The sequence below is a fragment of the Amycolatopsis halotolerans genome, from assembly GCF_042647905.1.
Taxonomy (GTDB): domain Bacteria; phylum Actinomycetota; class Actinomycetes; order Mycobacteriales; family Pseudonocardiaceae; genus Amycolatopsis; species Amycolatopsis halotolerans.
The window spans coordinates 33,474-50,814 of sequence record NZ_JBHRWI010000080.1; the positions used below are offsets into that span (position 1 = coordinate 33,474).

Below are 17,341 nucleotides of genomic sequence, written 5' to 3' on the forward strand. Positions count from 1 at the left end.
CACGTGCGCTCAGCGAAACGAGACGGTCCGTCTCGTTTCGTGCTACCGTCTGCGGCATGACGAGAACCTGGGTGATCACCGGAACAAGCCGCGGCCTGGGCCGGGCGCTGGCGATTGCCGCCGCGGAAACGGGCGACCGGGTGCTGGCGACGGTTCGGACGCCGGGGAGTGCGCCGGAGCACCGGAATGTCGTCGAGCACGTGCTCGACGTGCGTAACCGGGCCGCGGCGCGGGAAACCGTGGAACGGGCAGTGGCCGAGTCCGGCCGGTTGGACGTGGTGGTGAACAACGCCGGGTACGGGCTGGTCGGCATGGCCGAGGAGGTAAGCGAGGACGAAGCGCGAGACATCCTGGAGACGAACGTGCTGGGCGCGCTGTGGCTGACCCAAGCCGCGCTGCCGGTGCTGCGTGAACAGCGGTCGGGTCACGTCGTGCAGATCTCCTCGGTCGGAGGTGCCGGTTCCGTGCCGGGATTCGGGCTTTACAGCGCGAGCAAATGGGGGCTGGAGGGAATGAGCGAGGCGATCGCGCAAGAGGTCGCGGAGTTCGGCGTGCGGGTGAGCATCGTCGAGCCGGGCGGGATGGACACCGAATGGGCGACCGGCAGCATGCGGTTCGCCACCCCGAACCCGGCGTACGACGGGCTGCGCGAGCGAATGTTCGGCACGACTACCGTTCCGTGGGCCACCACCGGCACCGGCGGCGGCACCCCGCCCGCGGACATCGCCGCTGAAATCCTGCAGCACATCAACGACCCGTCTGACCAACGACTGCGAGTCCTCGCCGGAGCCGATGCCCCCGCGATGGTCGCGACCGCACTGTCGAGACGGCTGACGGATTACCGTCAGGACAAGCGTTTCTCCGACGCGGAGATCTGACGTGGCCCGCGCCAGCACTCGAGCCCGCGTGCACGCCGCGGTGCTCTCCCTCGCCGCCGAGGCCGGTTTCGGCGGCCTGACCATGGAGGGCATCGCGGCCCGGGCGGGCGCCGGGAAGCAAACGCTGTACCGCACGTGGTCTTCGCCCGCCGCGGTTCTGCTGGATGCGCTGCTGGAACAAAGCCTCGACGCCTCCGGCGAAGTCGCCATCCCGGACACCGGCGACCTGCGGGCAGACTTGGAAACCTTGGTCCACGGCATGATCGCCGAGTTGACCGATCCCGCGACCGACCGCCTGCTCCGCGCGGTGACCGCCGAACTGCAGACCGACCCGGCGATCGGCTCCGAAGTCCTGGACCGCCTGCTGGGCCCGCAACTGCGCGCGATCGGCGACCGCCTGGCCCGGGCTGGGGTCGACTGCCCGGCGGACGGCGCGGAACTGTTGCTGGGCCCGGTTTTCCACCGCTGGCTGCTGCGCACCCGGCCGTTCACGGAGGACTGGCCCGCCGCCCACGTGGAGCGGGTGCTGCGCGCGGTTTCGTTCGGCTAGCTTCGCGAACGTGGCAAGAAAGACAGTGCGACCCGACCCCGGCAGCTGGGCGCGGCAACGCCCGCTCATGCTCGACCGCTGCCAAGCCTGGAACGCCGAGCTGGAAGCCCGCTTCCCGGCGCGAAACGTCGTCGTGGAGCTGCACCCGGAGTCCGCACCAGCGCCGACCACCCCGTGGAACTGGTTCCTCGCCTTCGACATCGACGGCACCGAATTCGAAGCGCTGGTCGTCCCCGACCTCTCGGCGGCCGTCTTCGAAGACAGCACCGGCGTCTTCGACGATCACGTCAAGTTCGAAGACATCCCCGCCTACCTCGCCCGCCGGCTGAACCAAACCCGGTCAGCTACCGGCTGACTCAGTCCCCCGAAGCTCCACACAGCACCCGCCGTCCCGAGGCGCGACCCGGGCCGTCGACACCCCGGGCACCTCCAGTCCCTCCACGACCCCGGTCAGGAACCGGTCCGTCATCCCGCACACCAGGTCCGGCGCGCGAGCGGCCAGCGGCTGGAACGGGCAGTTGCGCATCCGCAGGCACACCGGCGTCTCGCGGTTCGGCTCGAAACCGTGCCGGGCCAGGACCGTGCTCGTCAGCGTCAGCCCGCGTTCCGTGCCAAGGCGGCCCGGGCGGGAGCGTTCGCGTTCGGCGGCACCGGCCGCGGAGCCGTGCGCTCCGGCCTCGCGCAGGGCGGCGTCCCGGGCCGGTTCCCCGGGGGCCGCTGAGGCGACCGCGTCCACCAGGATCGCGGCCAGGACGTCCGGGTGCCGGGGCGGGATGGTGATCGCGAAGTCGGTCGCGGCGGGCTCGTAGACCTTCGGGGCGCGGCCCACCTTGCGGACGCCGCCGACGGTCTCGTAGCGGGCGCGCAGGAGGCCGGCCGTCACGAGTTTGTCCAGGTGGAACGCCGCCAGCTTGCGCGAGATGCCGACCGCCGAGGCCGCCTCCTCGCGCGTCACCGGGCGGCAGGCGTCGCGGATGAACGCGTACATCCCCCGGCGCAGGTCCTCGTCCAGCGCCGCTACCGCGCGGATGGTCGCCAGGTCACTCGTCACACACCCACGATAACGCCCAGCGAGGTTCTCCGAACCCGCTACCCGGCTTGTTCACCTGGTCACATTGACTCCGCGAGGTGATAAGACCAAGATTTATCGGCGAAACCACGTCCTGCCAGCCCCGACCGCCCGAGGATCGCCCATGCAGTCGTCCGGAACCGCCCTCCGCGTCGTCCACGAGCCCGATCCCGGCCTTGACCTGGCCGCTGCCGAAACCGCGGCGGGGGACTTCCTGCGCGCGCTCGGCGTCAGCCTCGACTCGGAGAGCCTGCGCGGCACCCCGGGCCGGATGGCGCGCGCGTACGCCGAGCTGTTCACGCCCCGCGAGTTCGACCTCACCACGTTCCCCAACGACGAGGGCTACGACGAGCTGGTGCTGGCCCGCGACATCCCGGTCCGGTCGGTCTGCGAACACCACCTGCTGCCGTTCATCGGCGTCGCGCACGTCGGGTACCTGCCGGGCGAGCGGATCCTCGGGCTGTCGAAGCTCGCGCGGATCGTCGAGTACTTCGCGTGCCGTCCGCAGGTGCAGGAGCGGCTGACGAAGCAGATCGCGGGCTGGCTCGGCGACCAGCTGTCGCCGAAGGGCGTCGGCGTGGTGATCGAGGCCGAGCACACCTGCATGACCCTGCGCGGCGTGCAGGCGACCGGCTCGTCCACGGTCACGTCCACCCTGATGGGCACGCTCCGCGAGGACGCCCGGTCGCGTCAGGAGTTCTTTTCGCTGACCGGCGTCAACGCCTGAGCGCGAGCCCAGTCGAGGAAGTGTTCGACGCCGCGCACCACGTGCGTGCTGCGGATTGACGGGAACACGTCGAACGCGTGCTGCGCGCCGGCGAGTTCCGCGTACGCCACCGGATGGGCGGATTTGGCGCGCAGCCGGGCGACGAACTCCCGAGCCTCCGCGACCGGCACGAGCGAATCGTGCTTGCCGTGGATCACGAAGAACGGCGGCGCGTCCTCGGCGACCCGGTCCAGCGGGGACGCCGCGAGGTAGTCGTCCAGCCGGTGCTCCGGCGCGAACACCCGCCGCGCCATCAGGCTTTCCAGCCGGTACCGGCTTTCCTCCTCGCCGGTCGACGCCGCGATGTCGTACACGCCGTAGTGCGGCACGCAGGCCTGCACGCTCGTGTCCGCCTCCTCGAAACCGGGCTGCAGCGCCGGGTCGTTCTGGGTCAGCGCGAGCAGCGCGGCCAGGTGCCCGCCCGCCGAACCGCCGGTGACCGCGACGAACCGAGGATCGCCGCCGTACTCCGCGATGTGCTCGCGGATCCAGGCGAGCGCTTGCTTGGCGGCGACGATGTGCGCGGGCCAGCGCGACGCGGGGGAGAGCGGGTAGTTGATCGCCACGCAGACCCAGCCTCGGCGGGCGAGGTGGCGCATCAGCGGGAGGCCCTGCTGTTCCTTGTTGCCGATCGTCCACGCGCCGCCGTGGATCTGCAGCAGCACCGGCGCGTCGCGGACGGTTTCGCGCGGACGGTAGACGTCCAGCAGGAAGCGTTTGCCGCCAGGGGCGTAAGCGACATTCCGGTCGCGCACGACGTCCGGTTCGTGGATCCGGAACGGCATCAGCAGCCGTCCCCACGGCGTCGAGAAGTCCGACGGGTTCGCGAGCTGCGCGGCGTAGTCCTCGCCGAGCGCTTCGACGAGCGCGGACTCGACCTCGATGCGCGCCTTCTGCGAGGTGGCGATCAGCGAAGCGAAACCGGCCGCGGACAGCGCCGCCAACGCCAGCCCGGCGCGGTCGCTGCGGCGGCGCAACCCGTGGCGCGCGACGTGCTGCACGGTGTCGGCCGCGGTGAGGGCGAGCAGGTGCGGCGCGAGTTCGCCGGTGAGCCAGCCGGCGAAGAACACCGGGATCGAGGTCGGCCGCGGTTTCGGCGGCCGCAGCGCGAGGGCGGAGAGGCCGAGCTGCGCCGCCCGGCGGGTCACGAAGTCCGGTTTCACCTGCCCGATGCTACCTCCGCCGAGCGCCCCGGCCAGGGTTCTGCCTTACGCTGGCAGGCATGCAGCGACTGAGCGGGCTGGACGCGAGCTTCCTCTACCTGGAGACGCCCTCGCAGGTCCTGCACATCTGCGGCCTGCTGACGCTGGACGGTTCGACCATGCCCGGCGGCTACGCGTTCCCCGAGTTCAAGCGCCGCCTCGCCGAACGCGTCGCGGTGATCCCGGCGTTCCGCCGCAAACTCCACAATCCACTCTGGAACCTGAACCACCCGGTGTGGGTCGAGGACGAGGATTTCGACCTCGACAACCACGTGCACCGGATCGGCCTGCCCGCGCCGGGCGACGACCGCGAGCTCGCCGAGATGTGCGCGCACATCGCCGGGCAGCGGCTCGACCGCGCGCATCCGCTGTGGCAGTGCTACGTCATCGAGGGCCTGTCGGACGGACGCCTGGCGGTGCTGCTGAAAATGCACCACGCGAGCGTCGACGGCGTGGGCGGGGCGAGCTTGATCGGCTACCTCGCCGGGCTCGAACCCGACGCGCCGCTGCCCGAGCTGCCCGCCGGCGAGCGGCACAACGACGGCCTGCCCACCCGGTTGCGGCTGCTGCGCGAGAGCGCCGATTCGCTGCTGCACCGGCCGTTCGAGATCGCCCGCTTGCTGCCGGAGCTGCTGGGGCTGGTGCCGAAGTGGGCGATGAAAACTGTGCGCGGCAAGGGAATGCCGGTGCCGTTCACCGCGCCGCGGACCTCGCTGAACGGGACCATCACCGGACACCGTTCGGTCGCGTTCGCGCAGCTGGACCTTGATGCGGTGAAGCAGGTGAAGGACGCTTTCGGCGTCACCGTGAACGACGTGGTGCTCGCGCTGGTTTCCGGCGCACTGCGGCAATTCCTGCTCGGCCGCGGCGAGCTGCCGGGCGATCCGCTGGTGGCGACCGTTCCGGTGTCGGTGCACGAACGCACGGAACGCGAGCACGGCAGCAATCGCGTGTCCGCCTTTTTCGCTTCGCTGCCAACGCATGTGCCCGACCCGGCGGCGCGCGTGTTCTTCCTGGCCGAGGCGAACCGGCGGGCGAAGGACCACCATTACGACATCGACGCGGACATGCTCGCCGACTGGGCTCAATTCTCCCCGGCGACGGTGTTCGGGCTGGGCGTGCGCGCGTATTCGGCGCTGCGCCTGGCCGAACGGCATCCGGTGGTGCACAACCTGATCATTTCGAACGTTCCCGGTCCGCCGACGCCGCTGTATTTGCTGGGGGCGCGGATCACCGGGTTGTATCCGCTGGGGCCGGTTTTTCACGGGGCGGGGCTCAACATCACGGTGTTGTCCAATGACGGCAAGGTGGGTGTGGGGTTGCTGGGGGCCAAGGAATTGGTGAAGGATTTGTGGCCGCTGGCGGACGCGTTGCCGGAGGCACTGGACGAGTTGAGCAAGGCCGCTCCGGCTTAGCGTCGCTTCTTCTTCGCCGTGTAAGGGATGTCGGCGAACTTCAACGTCGCGCGCAGGCTCCGGACCGCTCGGTCCAGCCGCAGCAACGCGACCTGCGAGAGAGTGAACAGCTGGTCCACCTCCCATGCTCGGCCCGCGGCAGCGAGCACGACAGTGTCCGGCGCGCCGCCCAGCGCCCGGCCAGGGTCCAATGTGGACACCTTGTCGGCCAGTTGCGCCAACGCGTCCGGCTCGTCATGCAGAGCCTCCGCGGACACCAGTGCCTGCGTGTAGAGATGGCTGGCCGCCGTCGCGCGGCCTAGCCATTTGACGTGGATCAGCTCGTCCTCAGGTCCCAGCAAGTCGCACAGCTCGAATCGCGGATGCAGGGGTGTGCTCGCGAAATCCTTGTCCAGGCACAGATACCCCGGCGCAAGCGCGGCGACCCGCTGGCAATACCGGTGTTCGTCATCAGGCTGACCGCTCGGCTTCCACGTGATGTCCGGCCAGATGTGCTTGCGTGCCAGCAGATCGCGTACCTGATCCCGCATCTGCGCCACGTAAGTCTCGCCGATCCGGTACCAGCGCGCCTGATGGAAGACGTACCGCGTGTGCTCGACAGTCGTCTCGAACACCAGCCAGCGAGCGGCGGGCAGCGGCGCTCCGGTGGGTTCCGCGCCCGCCTCGTCGGCGCAGGTCGTGATGCGGCCCGCGCGCAGGGCTTTCAGCCGCCGCTCAACGGGAATCGCCGCGAGGCGCGTGGTCAGGTGGTCCAGTTCCAGGCGGCCGGGCACGTGGATCGGGCCGCCGGGGCCGAGAGCGGCGATGCGGAACGAACCGGCGTTCTCCGCGTCGTTCGCGGCGCTCGACGGCCACGCCAGGCCGAGTGCGTCGCTGCCGCCGAGCGCTTCGGCGAGTTGCCGTTCCAGCTCGGGGACGAGCGGGTGGTGCCGGTCCATCGGGCGGGTCTGGGCGATGAAGCGCAGTGCGGAATCCGCGTCCGGTTGGGCGACGACGGCGCCGACGGCGTCGAGATCGGCCAGGAACGCTTCGGGATCCTTGGCGAGCGGTGCCCACAGCGAGGTGCCGACGCGGATGCGGTAGCGCTTGCCGGTCACCCGGCCGTAGGTGAGGTCGGTCAGGTCCGCTGAACCGGCGAGCCGGTGGACGAGATCGCCGTAGGGTTCGAGCCGGAACGCGGACAGTTCGCCGCCGCCCGGGATCGAGATTTGCGTGGCCCGCGCGGAAACGTCCAGCGCGGCGCTCGCGACGAGCCCGAGGTCGAACGGGTCGAGACGGCGGATTCCGAAGCGCAGCCCGAAACCCTGCTCGACGTGTTCGTCGTTGAGCACGAGATGTCCCGCGCCCCAGGTGACCGCGTAGGTCCACGGCGGGCGCGGCACGAGGAGCACGGCGAACGGCAGCGTCGAGGGCAGGTCGAGCGGGCCGCCGCCGAGGGCTTCGGCGTGCTGCAGCCATTGCGGGGCCTCGGTGCGGAACGCGCCCGCGACCAGTCGCGCGCGGGCGCCGGGCAGGTCGACCGGGCGGTCGGCGCTGATCTGCTCGGGGGACAACGGGGTCAGCAGGTCGGTTTCCGCCGCGGAACCGTCGAGGCGGAAGAGGGACGCCGGGCGGCTGGGGGCAGGCATGACCACCACCGGAGGACGTAATTCGAGGACGTCCGTTCAGCCTAGGCGGCGCAGCGGTCCAGCTGGTTAATCACGGAGCGCGAATGGCGTGCGAAATGGTGAAATTCCGCTGAATCACCCATTCACGGGACGCGGGCACGGCTGATGATAGGGTTTCCTTTCGGGATGCGCCACAGCGGGTTTTTCGAGGCCAGGCAACGGGTGGGTAATCCCGTGATGGCCGTTTACTGGACACGGAATTGCGGTTTCGATAAATCATCCGGATTCCGCGAAAGAACCTGTTCGCTGGGCACGGCTGCGCTGTCCGGGGCGGTATCCCCGCGTTTCGGTGACCCACGGTGAGCGATTCGGCGGACGAGCCCCGCGGCGAATGGGCTAGCCGGGTCGGCGGCCCGCCGAGGGACGGTTCGCGCTGCCGCGCGTGCCCGACTACCCTGGCTGAGTCGTTTCCGGTCGGCCCGCCTGCGGGGGCAGCATGATGACAGTCCCGATGTTCGCGCACGGCGACCGTCTCACGCGTCGGGACCTGGAGACGATCTCGGATGAACGCCGCCGGTACGAACTGGTGGACGGGACGCTTCTGGTGAGCCCGTCCCCGCGTCCGCTGCACCAGCGGGTGGTCGCGCGCCTTCTCGCCGCGCTCACCCCGGTGTGCCCTGCCGACTGCGAGGTCCTCCCCGCGCCGGTGGACGTGGTGCTCGACGAGTTCACCGTGATGATCCCGGACGTCGTGGTCGGGCGGCGCGAGACGTTCACCGAACGCGCGCTGGTCGGCGTCCCGGTGCTGGCGGTCGAGGTGGTGTCGCCGTCGAGCAGGCACATCGACCGGTTCCTGAAGCCCGCCCGGCTCGCGCTCGCGGGCTGCCCCTACTACTGGGTGATCGAGCCGAACGAGCCGACGCTGAGCTGCTACCGGCTGGCGGACGGCGAGTACGTGCTCGACGGCGAGGCGACGGGCGACGACGTGGTGCGGCTGGAGGCGCCGTACCGGCTGGAGCTTCGGCCGGCGGATCTCGTCTCGACGTACTGAGGCGGTCGTGCGTGGCAATCGCGGTTCTCACCGGGATCGCCGCGCACGAGACGCAACCCTAAGCCGAGTCCGCGATCCGCTCCTGCCCCGAGACAGCGGCCTGCACCGAAGTGCAAGCCGCCATCAACGCCGCCACGAACTGATCCGCCGCGAACACGCACGCGGTATGCCCAGCCGGAATCTCATAAGTCGCCGCCCCCGGGATCCGCCGCGCCAGACTCCGCTGATGTGCGGGCGCGATGAACCCGTCCCGCGAAGTCACCACAACCGCCGCGGGCAGGTCGAGCGTGTGCAGCCACGGGGTCGAATCGAAGCGCCCGATCTCGTCCAAAGCCACCGCGATCGCCCACGGGCTCGTCGAGCGGAATTCCTCCAGCGCCCATCGGTGGTCCTCCAGCCGGGCGAGGCGTTCGCGGCGGGGTTCGCCCGGGACCAGGCCGATGCGGGCCTGGTCGCGCAGCAGGTGCAGGGTGCGGCCGAACAGGTCCAGTGCCACGCGTTGCCGGATGCCCCGGCGGAAGTTGCTCGCCGTCGAGCACAGCACCAGGCCGGTGACGCGGTCCGGGTAGCGGTGGGCGGTCAGCTGGCCGACCATGCCGCCCATCGAGTAGCCCGCGACCAGGAACTCGTCGATCCCCAGCGCGTCCGCGACCGCCGCCACGTCGTCCGCGCAGTCGTCGAGGCTGAACTCGTGGGTGCGGATGCCCTGGCCGTGCCAGCGCTGGTCGAACACGACGACCCGGTGGTTCTTGGACAGCCGCTCCAGCGCGGGGTACCAGGTGAGCAGGCCGGTGCACGCCACCGAGTGCAGCAGGATCACCGCGGGCGCGTGCCGCGGGCCGACGTCCACCACGACGGTCTGGCCGCGGCCGGGCAGGGACAGCGGCTTCGGGTCGGGCACGCCCGCGGTGGGCGGGATGGTCGCGAGCTTCCTCGTTGCCTGCCAGCCGACGTCGCCCAGCGCTGATTTGAGAACTTGTTCCGCACCCACGTCGGCGTGCCGCCCCTCTCCGCTCCGCGGTCGATCTGCTGCCCGGACCCCGGTCCTGGGGGTTGCCGAGCCAGCCCATACCGGCTAAAAATAGAACGTGTTCCACCTAGGTGGAGGGAGACCGGAGTGGACTTCACCCCCGACGATACGCAGGGCGAGATCAGCTCGCTCGCCGCGCAAGTGCTCGGGAAGGCCGACGAGCCCGCCGACCAGTGGCGAGCGCTGGCCGACGCGGGACTGCTCGCGCTGCCCTTGCCCGCCGACCTCGGCGGAGACGGGCTCGGCGTCGACCACGTCGCCCCGGTGCTCACCGAGGTGGGCCGGGCCGCGGCGGCCGTGCCCGCGTACGCGGTGCTGGCGCTCGGCATCCTGCCGATCGAGGCGCTCGGCACCCCGGAGCAGCGTGCGGAGTTCCTGCCGCCCGCAGCGGCGGGGGAGAGCATTCTCACTGCCGCCTTGCACGAGCCGTCCGCACCGCTGACCTCCATCCCCGGGACCAGCGGTGCGGCGGCGGACGGCGCATGGGAAGTGACCGGCGTCAAGACACACGTGCCGTACGCCGCTGAGGCGACACGGATCCTCACGCCGATCGCGCTGCCGGGAGGTACCGGCGTCGCGCTCGTGGATCCGCGAGCTGACGGTGTCGAAGTGCTGCCCGCGTACAACGCGGCCGGGACGCCCGAATACACGGTGCGATTCGATGGCGCGAAGGTGAGCGAAGCCGATTTCCTGCGTGACCGCACGGCGGGCCATGCGTTGCAAACGCTGCACCGCTACGCGTTGGCAGGCGCGCTCGCGCTAGGCGACGGATTGCTCGCCGGAGCGTTGGCGCTGACCGCCAAACATGTCGGCGAGCGCACGCAGTTCGGCCGTCCGCTTGCGACTTTCCAGGCGGTGGCCCAGCAAATCGCGGACGTCTACGTCGCTTCCCGCACCGTGCATCTGGCCGCGCTGTCGGCGGTCTGGCGGCTGGCGTCCGGATTGGACGCGGACACCGAGCTGGACATCGCGGCGTACTGGCTGACCGAGGAAGCGCCGTCCGCGCTGGCGATCTGTCATCACTTGCACGGCGGCGTCGGCGTCGACCGCACCTATCCGCTACATCGGTATTCCTCGGCGGTGAAGGACCTCGGCCGCGCGGTCGGGGGAGCGGCGCACCGGCTCGGCCGGCTGGGCGAACGAGTGGCGGGATGAACATGCACATCGAACTGACGGCCGCGCAACAAGAACTGCGGGCGCAGCTGCGCGAGTACTTCGCGGGCCTGCTGACCGCCGACGAGCGCCGGGCGTTGCTGCGCGAGCGGCACGGCCAGGTGTACCGCGACGTCGTGCGCCGGATGGGCCGCGACGGGAAGCTCGGCGTGGGCTGGCCCAAGGAGTACGGCGGCGGCGGTTTCGGCGAGATCGAGCAGCACATCTTCGTGGACGAAGCCGCTCGCGCGGATGTCCAGCTGCCATCGGTGACCCTGCAGACGGTCGGGCCGACCTTGCAGGCCTTCGGTACTGAGGAACAGAAAGCGATGTTCCTGCCGAAGATCCTGGCTGGAGAAGTGCACTTCGCCATCGGCTACACCGAGCCGGAAGCCGGGACGGACCTCGCCTCGCTGCGCACGCGTGCGGTGCGCGACGGCGACGATTACGTGATCAACGGCCAGAAAACCTTCACCACCGGCGGCCACGACGCGGACTACGTGTGGCTCGCCGTGCGCACCGACCCGGACGCGCCGAAGCACAAGGGCATCTCGATCCTCATCGTCGACACCCGCGACCCCGGCTATTCGTGGACGCCGATCATCACCTGCGACGGCGCGCACCACGTCAACGCGACGTTCTACGAGAACGTCCGCGTGCCGGCGAACATGCTGGTGGGCGAGGAAAACCGCGGCTGGCGGCTGATCACCACGCAGCTCAACCACGAGCGCGTGATGCTCGGTCCGGCCGGGCGCATCGGCGGCCTGCACGACCGCGTGTGGGCGTGGGCGGCGGCGCGCCGGACCCCGGACGGCGCGGCGCTGCTCGACCTTCCGGACGTGCGCGCGGTGCTGGCCGAGACGTTCGCGGTCGCGCGGGTCAACGAACTGCTGAACTGGCAGGTCGCGGCGGCCGCGGCGCACGGGTCGGTCGAGATCGCCGACGCCTCGGCGACGAAAGTGTTCGCCTCCGAGCGAATCCAGCGGATCGGGCGGCTGCTGGAGGAGCTGGTCGGGCGGCACGGCGACCTCGCCGACCCGGACACCGCCGAACTCGCCGAATGGCTCGACGTGCTGGCGAAACGGAACCTGGTGCTGACGTTCGGCGGAGGCGTCAGCGAGATCCAGCGCGAATTGATCGCCTCCGCCGGACTGAAACTGCCGAGGGTGCCGCGATGACGATCGAGGAAGCCGCCGCGAAAATCGCCGCACAGGGCGAAAGCGCACTGAGGTACGCGCGCGATCCGGTGAACCAGGCGATGGTGAACAACTGGGTCGAGGCGATCGGCGACGCCAATCCGGTCTACACCGACGAGGAGTTCGCCGAGACCAGCGTCCACAAGGGACTCGTCGCGCCGCCGGCGATGGCGCAGGTGTGGACGATGCCGGGGCTGCACGGCGTGCGCGGCGACGACGACCCGCTCGGCGCGATCCTGCAGGTGCTCGACGACGCCGGGTACACGTCCATTGTGGCCACCAACTCCGAGCAGACCTATCACCGGTATCTCCGGCCCGGCGAACACGTTTCGACCACGAACGTGCTGGAGGACGTCACCGGCCCGAAGCGCACCGGGCTCGGCGAGGGCTGGTTCGTGACCACCCGGACGAATTGGTACGTCGACGGGGAACTGGTGGCGGACATGGTGTTCCGCGTGCTGAAGTTCCGCCCGCGCGAACCGGAGCCGCCGCCGTCGCCGGTGCTGCGGCCGGTGATCAGCCACGACACCCAGTTCTTCTGGGACGGTCTGCGCGAGGGCGAACTGCGCATCCAGCGCTGGGGCGAGGTGCTGCGGCATCCGCCCGGCCCGATGCCGCCGGACGGATCGCTCGACACGACGCCGGACTACGTCGTCGCCAGCGGGCGCGGAACGGTCTACAGCTTCGTCGTGCACCACCATCCGGCGGTTCCGGGCAAGCGGCTGCCGTTCGTGGTCGCGCTCGTGGAACTGGAGGAAGGCGTGCGGGTGATGGCCGAACTGCTGGACGCCGAACCGGACGAGGTCCACATCGGACTTCCGGTGACCGCCGCGTTCGTGCGCGTCGACGACGACCTGACCCTGCCCGCGTGGAAGGTGGCGCGATGACTGCCGCAGTCGGGGCCGAACTGCCGCCGATGGTGCTCGAGGCGACGCCGACGTTCGTGATCAGCACGGCATTGGCGACCCGGGACTTCCAGGACGTGCACCACGACCGGGACGCCGCGGTCGCGCGCGGGTCGAAGGACATCTTCCTCAACATCCTTACCGACACCGGCCTGGTGCAGCGGTACGTGAGCGAATGGGCCGGTCCGCGGGCGCTCATCCGCTCGATCAAGATCCGGCTCGGCGTGCCGTGCTACGCCGGGGACACGCTCGCCTTTTCCGGCCGGGTCACCGCCCGCGAGGGCAACGACGTCGAGCTCGAAGTGTCCGCTGTGGACAGTTTAGGCGCGCACGTGACCGGCACGGTTTCGCTGACGCTGCCGGAGGAGGGCGCATGACGTTCACCGGAACCACCGCCATCGCCGGGATCGGCGCGACGGAGTTCTCCAAGGATTCCGGACGCAGCGAACTGCGGCTGGCGGCCGAATGCGTGAGCCACGCACTGGCCGACGCCGGACTGAAACCGTCCGATGTGGACGGAATGGTGTCGTTCACCATGGACGGCAACGCGGAAATCGCGCTCGCCCGCGAACTGGGCATCCCGGAGCTGACGTTCTTCAGCCGCGTCCATTACGGCGGCGGCGCGGCGGCGGCGACCGTGCAGCAGGCGGCTATGGCAGTCTCCAGCGGGATCGCCGACGTCGTGGTCGCGTACCGGGCGTTCAACGAGCGCTCCGGAATGCGGTTCGGTCGTGTGTCGGCGGCTGCGGCCCAGCAGGTGAATACGTCCGGTGTGGACAATGCGTTCCACTACCCGATGGGCATCGCGACCCCGGCCGCGACGGTGGCCATGGTCGCGCAGCGGTATCTGCACGAATACGGGGCCACCAGCGAGGATTTCGGCAAGATCGCGGTCATCGACCGGGCGCACGCGGCGACCAATCCGAACGCCTGGTTCCACGGCCGCCCGATCACGCTGGAGGAGCATCAAGCTTCGCGTTGGGTCGCGGAACCGTTGCACCTGCTCGATTGCTGCCAGGAAAGCGACGGCGGCGTCGCGCTGGTGATCACCAGCCTCGAACGCGCGCGCGACCTGCGGCAGGCACCGGTGACGGTGGCCGCGGCGGCGCAGGGGAGCGGGCCGGACCAGTACGTGATGACCAGCTACTACCGCGACGATCTCGCCGCGCTGCCGGAAATGGGCGTGGTCGGACGGCAGCTGTGGGGCCAGTCCGGGATCGGACCGTCCGATGTGGACGTCGCGGTGCTGTACGACCACTTCACCCCGTATGTGCTGATGCAGCTGGAGGAACTGGGGTTCTGCGGCCGCGGCGAGGCGAAGGACTTCATCGCGGGCGACACGCTGACCATCGAGGGGAAGCTGCCGCTCAACCCGCACGGCGGCCAGCTTGGCGAGGCCTACATCCACGGCATGAACGGCATCGCCGAGGCGGTCCGGCAGCTGCGCGGCACAGCGGCGAATCAGGTCGCCAACGCCGGTACCGCGGTGGTCACGGCCGGAACCGGCGTCCCGACGAGTGGGCTGGTCTTGACTCAGGCTCGCTGAGGAGGCTTCGGTTCATAGCGCATCGCCACCGCTCCGGAGGAGAACTCCTTCCGGTCCACGAGCTTCAGGTCGAGGTGCTCCGGCAGCCCGGCGAACAAGGTCGGCCCGCGTCCCGCGATCCGGGGGTGCACGATGAACTCGTACTCGTCGATCAGCCCCATCGCGGCCAACGCGAGCGGCAGGTGCCGGCCGCCGGTGTACAACCCCTTGCCGGGCTGGTCTTTGAGCCGCAGCACCGCTTCCCGCAGATCGCCGCGCACGAGTTCGGCGTTCCAGTCGACGCGCTCGAGCTTGCTGGACACGACGTACTTCTTGGCCGCGTCGATCGTCCGGCCGAACGGCTCCATCCAGTCCGGCCGTTCGGCGGACTGCCCGGACGGCCGCCACGCCGCCTCCATCATTTCGTAGATCACGCGGCCGAAGAGGAGAGCGTCGGCGCGGGCGATGATTTCGGTCGAATGCCGGTGCATCTCCTCGTCCGGCGCGATGCCGGCGAGGTGGTCGCAGCAGCCGTCCAGCGTGACGTTGATGGAGTACCGAAGCGGGCGCATCGGCCGAATATAGCGGCCTGAGCTGGGCTTGTCGGCCCGCGCATAGTCCTTGTGGGTCAACGCGGATCACCTCATTGCTGGCTGGTGCCTCCGGCCTCGCGCGTGTCACGGTGGTAAGGCCCGTGTGACGCAGCGTGTCCGGATGAGTGAGGTGCCGAGGTGAGTGTGCCGCTGGCCTGGCTGTTCACCGCGCTGTTCGCGTTGCTGGCGCTGCCGTGCGTGCTGCGGCTGGTGAAGCTCGACTACGTCAGCCTCGGCCATCGAGTGCGCAACGGCGACCTCGCCGAGCTGCTGCTGGTGGTGGCGATGGTCGCGATGCTGTCCCCGGTCGGCGGTCCGATCCCGGCCGCGGGCTGGCAGGCCGTGCTGGTGCTGACCGCGGGCTGGTTCGCTTTCTCCGCCTGGCGAGGGCGCGCCGAGGGACACAGCTGTGTGCACCACGCGCTGTCGGCGGCGGCGATGCTGTACATGGTCACCGCGATGCCGCACGGCGGCATGGTGCACGGGCCGTGGATGACGATGTCCACAATGGACACCAGGCTGGCGTGGCCGGTGGTCGCGCTCGGCGCGGCGGCCTACTTCGCGGTGGACGCGGTCCGCTCGGGCGTGGTGGCGATGCGGTCGCGCGGCACGACGGTGCCGGGGCACGCGTCGCGCACGCTGTGCCGTGCGGCGATGGGCGCGGGCATGGGAGTCATGCTTCTCGCCGCGGTCTGACTCAACCTGGCGGGAATCGGCGCGGCTGCTCGAATCGGGTGCAGTCAGCGTGAATCAGCCCGGCGAACCAGCCAGTGTGAATCAAACCCGGCGGGATCAGCCTCGGTGGACTAGTCCCGGCGGATTAGTCCGGCGGAATTAGCCCAGCCGCTGAGCTTCGCCGTTCCGGCGGGGATTCTTGCACGCGGAGGGTGCTCGGCCAGCTTTGGCAGGGCGTCAGCAGGCATGGGTGTCGTGCTGCTCGCCGCCGTGCGAATCAAACCCGGCGGGATCAGCCAGCGTGAATCAGCTCGGCCAGCGAACCCCGGCGAGTCAGCCCGGCGGGCGAGCCCCGGCGAATCAGCCGAGCCGCTGGACTTCGCCGTCCGGCGGCAGTTCCGCCAGCGTCGGCAGCGTGTCCGCCGGATGCGCGGCGACCCACTCGCGAGCGGCGGCCACGTCCCGGCCCAGCGCGTCGATCAGCTCCTGCGCGGAACCGAACCCCTGCTGCTCCCGCAGGTGCTTGCCGAGCCAGACGGTGAGGCGTTCGCCGTACAGGTCGCCCTCGAAGTCGAGCAGGAAGGCCTCGACCAGCCGGTAGCCGTCGGCCCCGTAGTAGGTCGGGCGGCGGCCCACGGACACCGCGGCGGCCACGCGCGTGCCGTCCGCGCGCTCCGCCCAGCCGGCCCACACCCCGTCGCCGAGTTCGCCGCGCTGGTCGCGCAGCGCGATGTTCGCGGTGGGGAAGCCCAGCTCGCGGCCGCGCTTGTCGCCCGGCTCGACTGGCCCGCGCACCACGAAGAAGGTGCCGTCTCGCTCGTCCGCCATGGGACAACCGTATAACGGTCCCGATGGTCAGCGGGGCGTGAGCACTGTGTCGGCCAGCACAGGCGCGTCGCCGCGTTCCGGCGCGGTGGTCGTGACCAGCAGACGTCCGGTTTCGCGCCACACGCGCACGCGCAGGTTTTCGCCGGGGAACACGACGCCGGCGAACTTCGTCCCGAATGCCGAGACGCGCTCGGGATCGCCGTCGAGGAACGCGTCGACCACGGCCTTCGCGACCACGCCGTACGTGCACAGCCCGTGCAGGATCGGCCGGTCGAACCCGGCGGCCTCGGCGAACGCCGGGTCGGCGTGGAGCGGGTTGCGGTCGCCGCACAGCCGGTACAAAAGCGCCTGCTGCGGCAGGGTCGGCACGTCGAGCACGGCGTCCGGTTCGCGGTCGGGCCACTCGATCTTGTCCGACGGCCCGCGTTCGCCGCCGAAGCCGCCCTCGCCGCGGGCGAAGATGCTGGACCGGGCTGTCCACAATGGAGCGCCGGACTCGTCGGCGACCTCGGTCTCCTGCACCAGCACCGCGGCCTTGCCCTTGTCGAAGACGTCGGCGATCCGGGTCCGCGCGACCGCCTTGCCCTCGACCGGGATCGGCCGGTGCAGTTCGACCTCCTGCTTGCCGTGCAGCACTTTCGCCAGGTCGACGTCGACGCCGGGGAACTTCAGCGCGGGCGGCTCGAAGGTGCGCAGATTGGCCGCGACGGTGGCGAAAGTCGGCAGCACGCGCAGGTCGCGCTCGTAGGTGTAGCGCAGTTCGCGCTCGGCCACCGGATCCGCGCCCGCGCCGACGGCCAGGTGGTACAGCAGCACGTCGGACGGCGTCCAGGCGAAGTTGACCTCGCCGAGATCGGCTCCGATCGCGACCGCGGGGTCGATGGGCACGGGTTCTCCAC

19 protein-coding genes are annotated in these 17,341 nt (G+C 70.3%); 12 read left to right on the forward strand and 7 right to left on the reverse strand.

Features of this window, described 5'->3' with window-relative positions; all coding sequences use genetic code 11:
* The first annotated feature begins 56 nt into the window (after positions 1–56).
* Genes ACFORO_RS45800 through ACFORO_RS45810 form a run of 3 tightly spaced genes read left to right on the forward strand, consistent with a single transcriptional unit; the run spans position 57 to position 1,783 of the window.
* Positions 57–878 (forward strand): SDR family NAD(P)-dependent oxidoreductase, encoded by an 822-nt coding sequence (locus tag ACFORO_RS45800; RefSeq protein WP_377870732.1) that lies wholly within the window; start codon positions 57–59, stop codon positions 876–878.
* Between the two features lies 1 nt (position 879).
* Positions 880–1,428 (forward strand): TetR/AcrR family transcriptional regulator, encoded by a 549-nt coding sequence (locus ACFORO_RS45805; RefSeq protein WP_377870731.1) that lies wholly within the window; start codon positions 880–882, stop codon positions 1,426–1,428.
* 10 nt (positions 1,429–1,438) lie between these two features.
* Positions 1,439–1,783 (forward strand): hypothetical protein, encoded by a 345-nt coding sequence (locus ACFORO_RS45810; RefSeq protein ID WP_377870730.1) that lies wholly within the window; start codon positions 1,439–1,441, stop codon positions 1,781–1,783.
* Here ACFORO_RS45810 and ACFORO_RS45815 read toward each other — a convergent pair.
* Positions 1,769–2,479 (reverse strand): helix-turn-helix transcriptional regulator, encoded by a 711-nt coding sequence (locus ACFORO_RS45815; protein WP_377870729.1) that lies wholly within the window; start codon positions 2,477–2,479, stop codon positions 1,769–1,771. The two genes, ACFORO_RS45810 and ACFORO_RS45815, sit on opposite strands and share 15 nt — an antisense overlap.
* A 142-nt stretch (positions 2,480–2,621) precedes the next feature.
* Between ACFORO_RS45815 and folE the strand changes: the two genes are divergently transcribed.
* The gene (gene folE, locus ACFORO_RS45820; RefSeq protein ID WP_354749297.1) at positions 2,622–3,224 is read left to right on the forward strand and encodes a GTP cyclohydrolase I FolE; all 603 of its coding nucleotides are present in this window, start codon (positions 2,622–2,624) and stop codon (positions 3,222–3,224) included.
* Here folE and ACFORO_RS45825 read toward each other — a convergent pair.
* The gene (locus ACFORO_RS45825) at positions 3,188–4,426 is read right to left on the reverse strand and encodes an alpha/beta hydrolase (protein ID WP_377870728.1); all 1,239 of its coding nucleotides are present in this window, start codon (positions 4,424–4,426) and stop codon (positions 3,188–3,190) included. The genes folE and ACFORO_RS45825 overlap by 37 nt on opposite strands.
* Positions 4,427–4,485: 59 nt before the next feature.
* Here ACFORO_RS45825 and ACFORO_RS45830 point away from each other — a divergent pair, with 59 nt between their 5' ends.
* Positions 4,486–5,880, forward strand: a complete 1,395-nt coding sequence (locus ACFORO_RS45830; RefSeq protein ID WP_377870727.1) for a WS/DGAT/MGAT family O-acyltransferase — start codon at positions 4,486–4,488, stop codon at positions 5,878–5,880.
* Here ACFORO_RS45830 and ACFORO_RS45835 read toward each other — a convergent pair.
* The gene (locus ACFORO_RS45835) at positions 5,877–7,508 is read right to left on the reverse strand and encodes a TIGR04141 family sporadically distributed protein (protein ID WP_377870726.1); all 1,632 of its coding nucleotides are present in this window, start codon (positions 7,506–7,508) and stop codon (positions 5,877–5,879) included. The genes ACFORO_RS45830 and ACFORO_RS45835 overlap by 4 nt on opposite strands.
* A gap of 490 nt (positions 7,509–7,998) precedes the next feature.
* Between ACFORO_RS45835 and ACFORO_RS45840 the strand changes: the two genes are divergently transcribed.
* On the forward strand, positions 7,999–8,538 hold the full coding sequence (locus ACFORO_RS45840) for a Uma2 family endonuclease (RefSeq protein ID WP_377870752.1): 540 nt from the start codon (positions 7,999–8,001) through the stop codon (positions 8,536–8,538).
* Positions 8,539–8,596: 58 nt separating this feature from the next.
* On the opposite strand, the gene ACFORO_RS45845 is transcribed toward ACFORO_RS45840, so the two are convergent.
* Positions 8,597–9,529, reverse strand: a complete 933-nt coding sequence (locus ACFORO_RS45845; protein ID WP_354749304.1) for an alpha/beta fold hydrolase — start codon at positions 9,527–9,529, stop codon at positions 8,597–8,599.
* Positions 9,530–9,655: 126 nt separating this feature from the next.
* Here ACFORO_RS45845 and ACFORO_RS45850 point away from each other — a divergent pair, with 126 nt between their 5' ends.
* From ACFORO_RS45850 to ACFORO_RS45870, 5 genes are read left to right on the forward strand one after another with little or no spacing between them, the layout of a single operon-like run.
* Positions 9,656–10,723, forward strand: a complete 1,068-nt coding sequence (locus ACFORO_RS45850; RefSeq protein WP_377870724.1) for an acyl-CoA dehydrogenase family protein — start codon at positions 9,656–9,658, stop codon at positions 10,721–10,723.
* A 2-nt stretch (positions 10,724–10,725) separates the two neighbouring features.
* Positions 10,726–11,898, forward strand: coding sequence for an acyl-CoA dehydrogenase family protein (locus tag ACFORO_RS45855; RefSeq protein ID WP_344268519.1), 1,173 nt, complete (start codon positions 10,726–10,728; stop codon positions 11,896–11,898).
* Positions 11,895–12,803: a bifunctional MaoC family dehydratase N-terminal/OB-fold nucleic acid binding domain-containing protein gene (locus ACFORO_RS45860; protein WP_377870723.1), complete on the forward strand. Its 909-nt coding sequence runs from the start codon at positions 11,895–11,897 to the stop codon at positions 12,801–12,803. The genes ACFORO_RS45855 and ACFORO_RS45860 overlap by 4 nt, the downstream gene beginning before the upstream one ends.
* Positions 12,800–13,198, forward strand: coding sequence for a MaoC family dehydratase (locus tag ACFORO_RS45865; protein ID WP_377870721.1), 399 nt, complete (start codon positions 12,800–12,802; stop codon positions 13,196–13,198). The genes ACFORO_RS45860 and ACFORO_RS45865 overlap by 4 nt, the downstream gene beginning before the upstream one ends.
* Positions 13,195–14,367, forward strand: coding sequence for a lipid-transfer protein (locus ACFORO_RS45870; protein ID WP_377870720.1), 1,173 nt, complete (start codon positions 13,195–13,197; stop codon positions 14,365–14,367). The genes ACFORO_RS45865 and ACFORO_RS45870 overlap by 4 nt, the downstream gene beginning before the upstream one ends.
* Here ACFORO_RS45870 and ACFORO_RS45875 read toward each other — a convergent pair.
* The gene (locus ACFORO_RS45875; protein WP_377870719.1) at positions 14,355–14,918 is read right to left on the reverse strand and encodes a dihydrofolate reductase family protein; all 564 of its coding nucleotides are present in this window, start codon (positions 14,916–14,918) and stop codon (positions 14,355–14,357) included. The genes ACFORO_RS45870 and ACFORO_RS45875 overlap by 13 nt on opposite strands.
* A 159-nt stretch (positions 14,919–15,077) precedes the next feature.
* Here ACFORO_RS45875 and ACFORO_RS45880 point away from each other — a divergent pair, with 159 nt between their 5' ends.
* Positions 15,078–15,635 carry a DUF5134 domain-containing protein gene (locus ACFORO_RS45880; RefSeq protein ID WP_377870718.1) on the forward strand — a complete coding sequence of 186 codons (558 nt, stop codon included), beginning with the start codon at positions 15,078–15,080 and terminating at the stop codon, positions 15,633–15,635.
* Between the two features lie 339 nt (positions 15,636–15,974).
* On the opposite strand, the gene ACFORO_RS45885 is transcribed toward ACFORO_RS45880, so the two are convergent.
* Both ACFORO_RS45885 and ACFORO_RS45890 read right to left on the reverse strand, forming a co-directional pair.
* Positions 15,975–16,442, reverse strand: coding sequence for a riboflavin kinase (locus ACFORO_RS45885; RefSeq protein ID WP_354749317.1), 468 nt, complete (start codon positions 16,440–16,442; stop codon positions 15,975–15,977).
* 27 nt (positions 16,443–16,469) lie between these two features.
* A complete protein-coding gene (locus ACFORO_RS45890) occupies positions 16,470–17,330 on the reverse strand; it encodes a MaoC/PaaZ C-terminal domain-containing protein (RefSeq protein ID WP_377870717.1) in 861 nt (286 codons plus the stop codon).
* Positions 17,331–17,341: the final 11 nt, after the last annotated feature.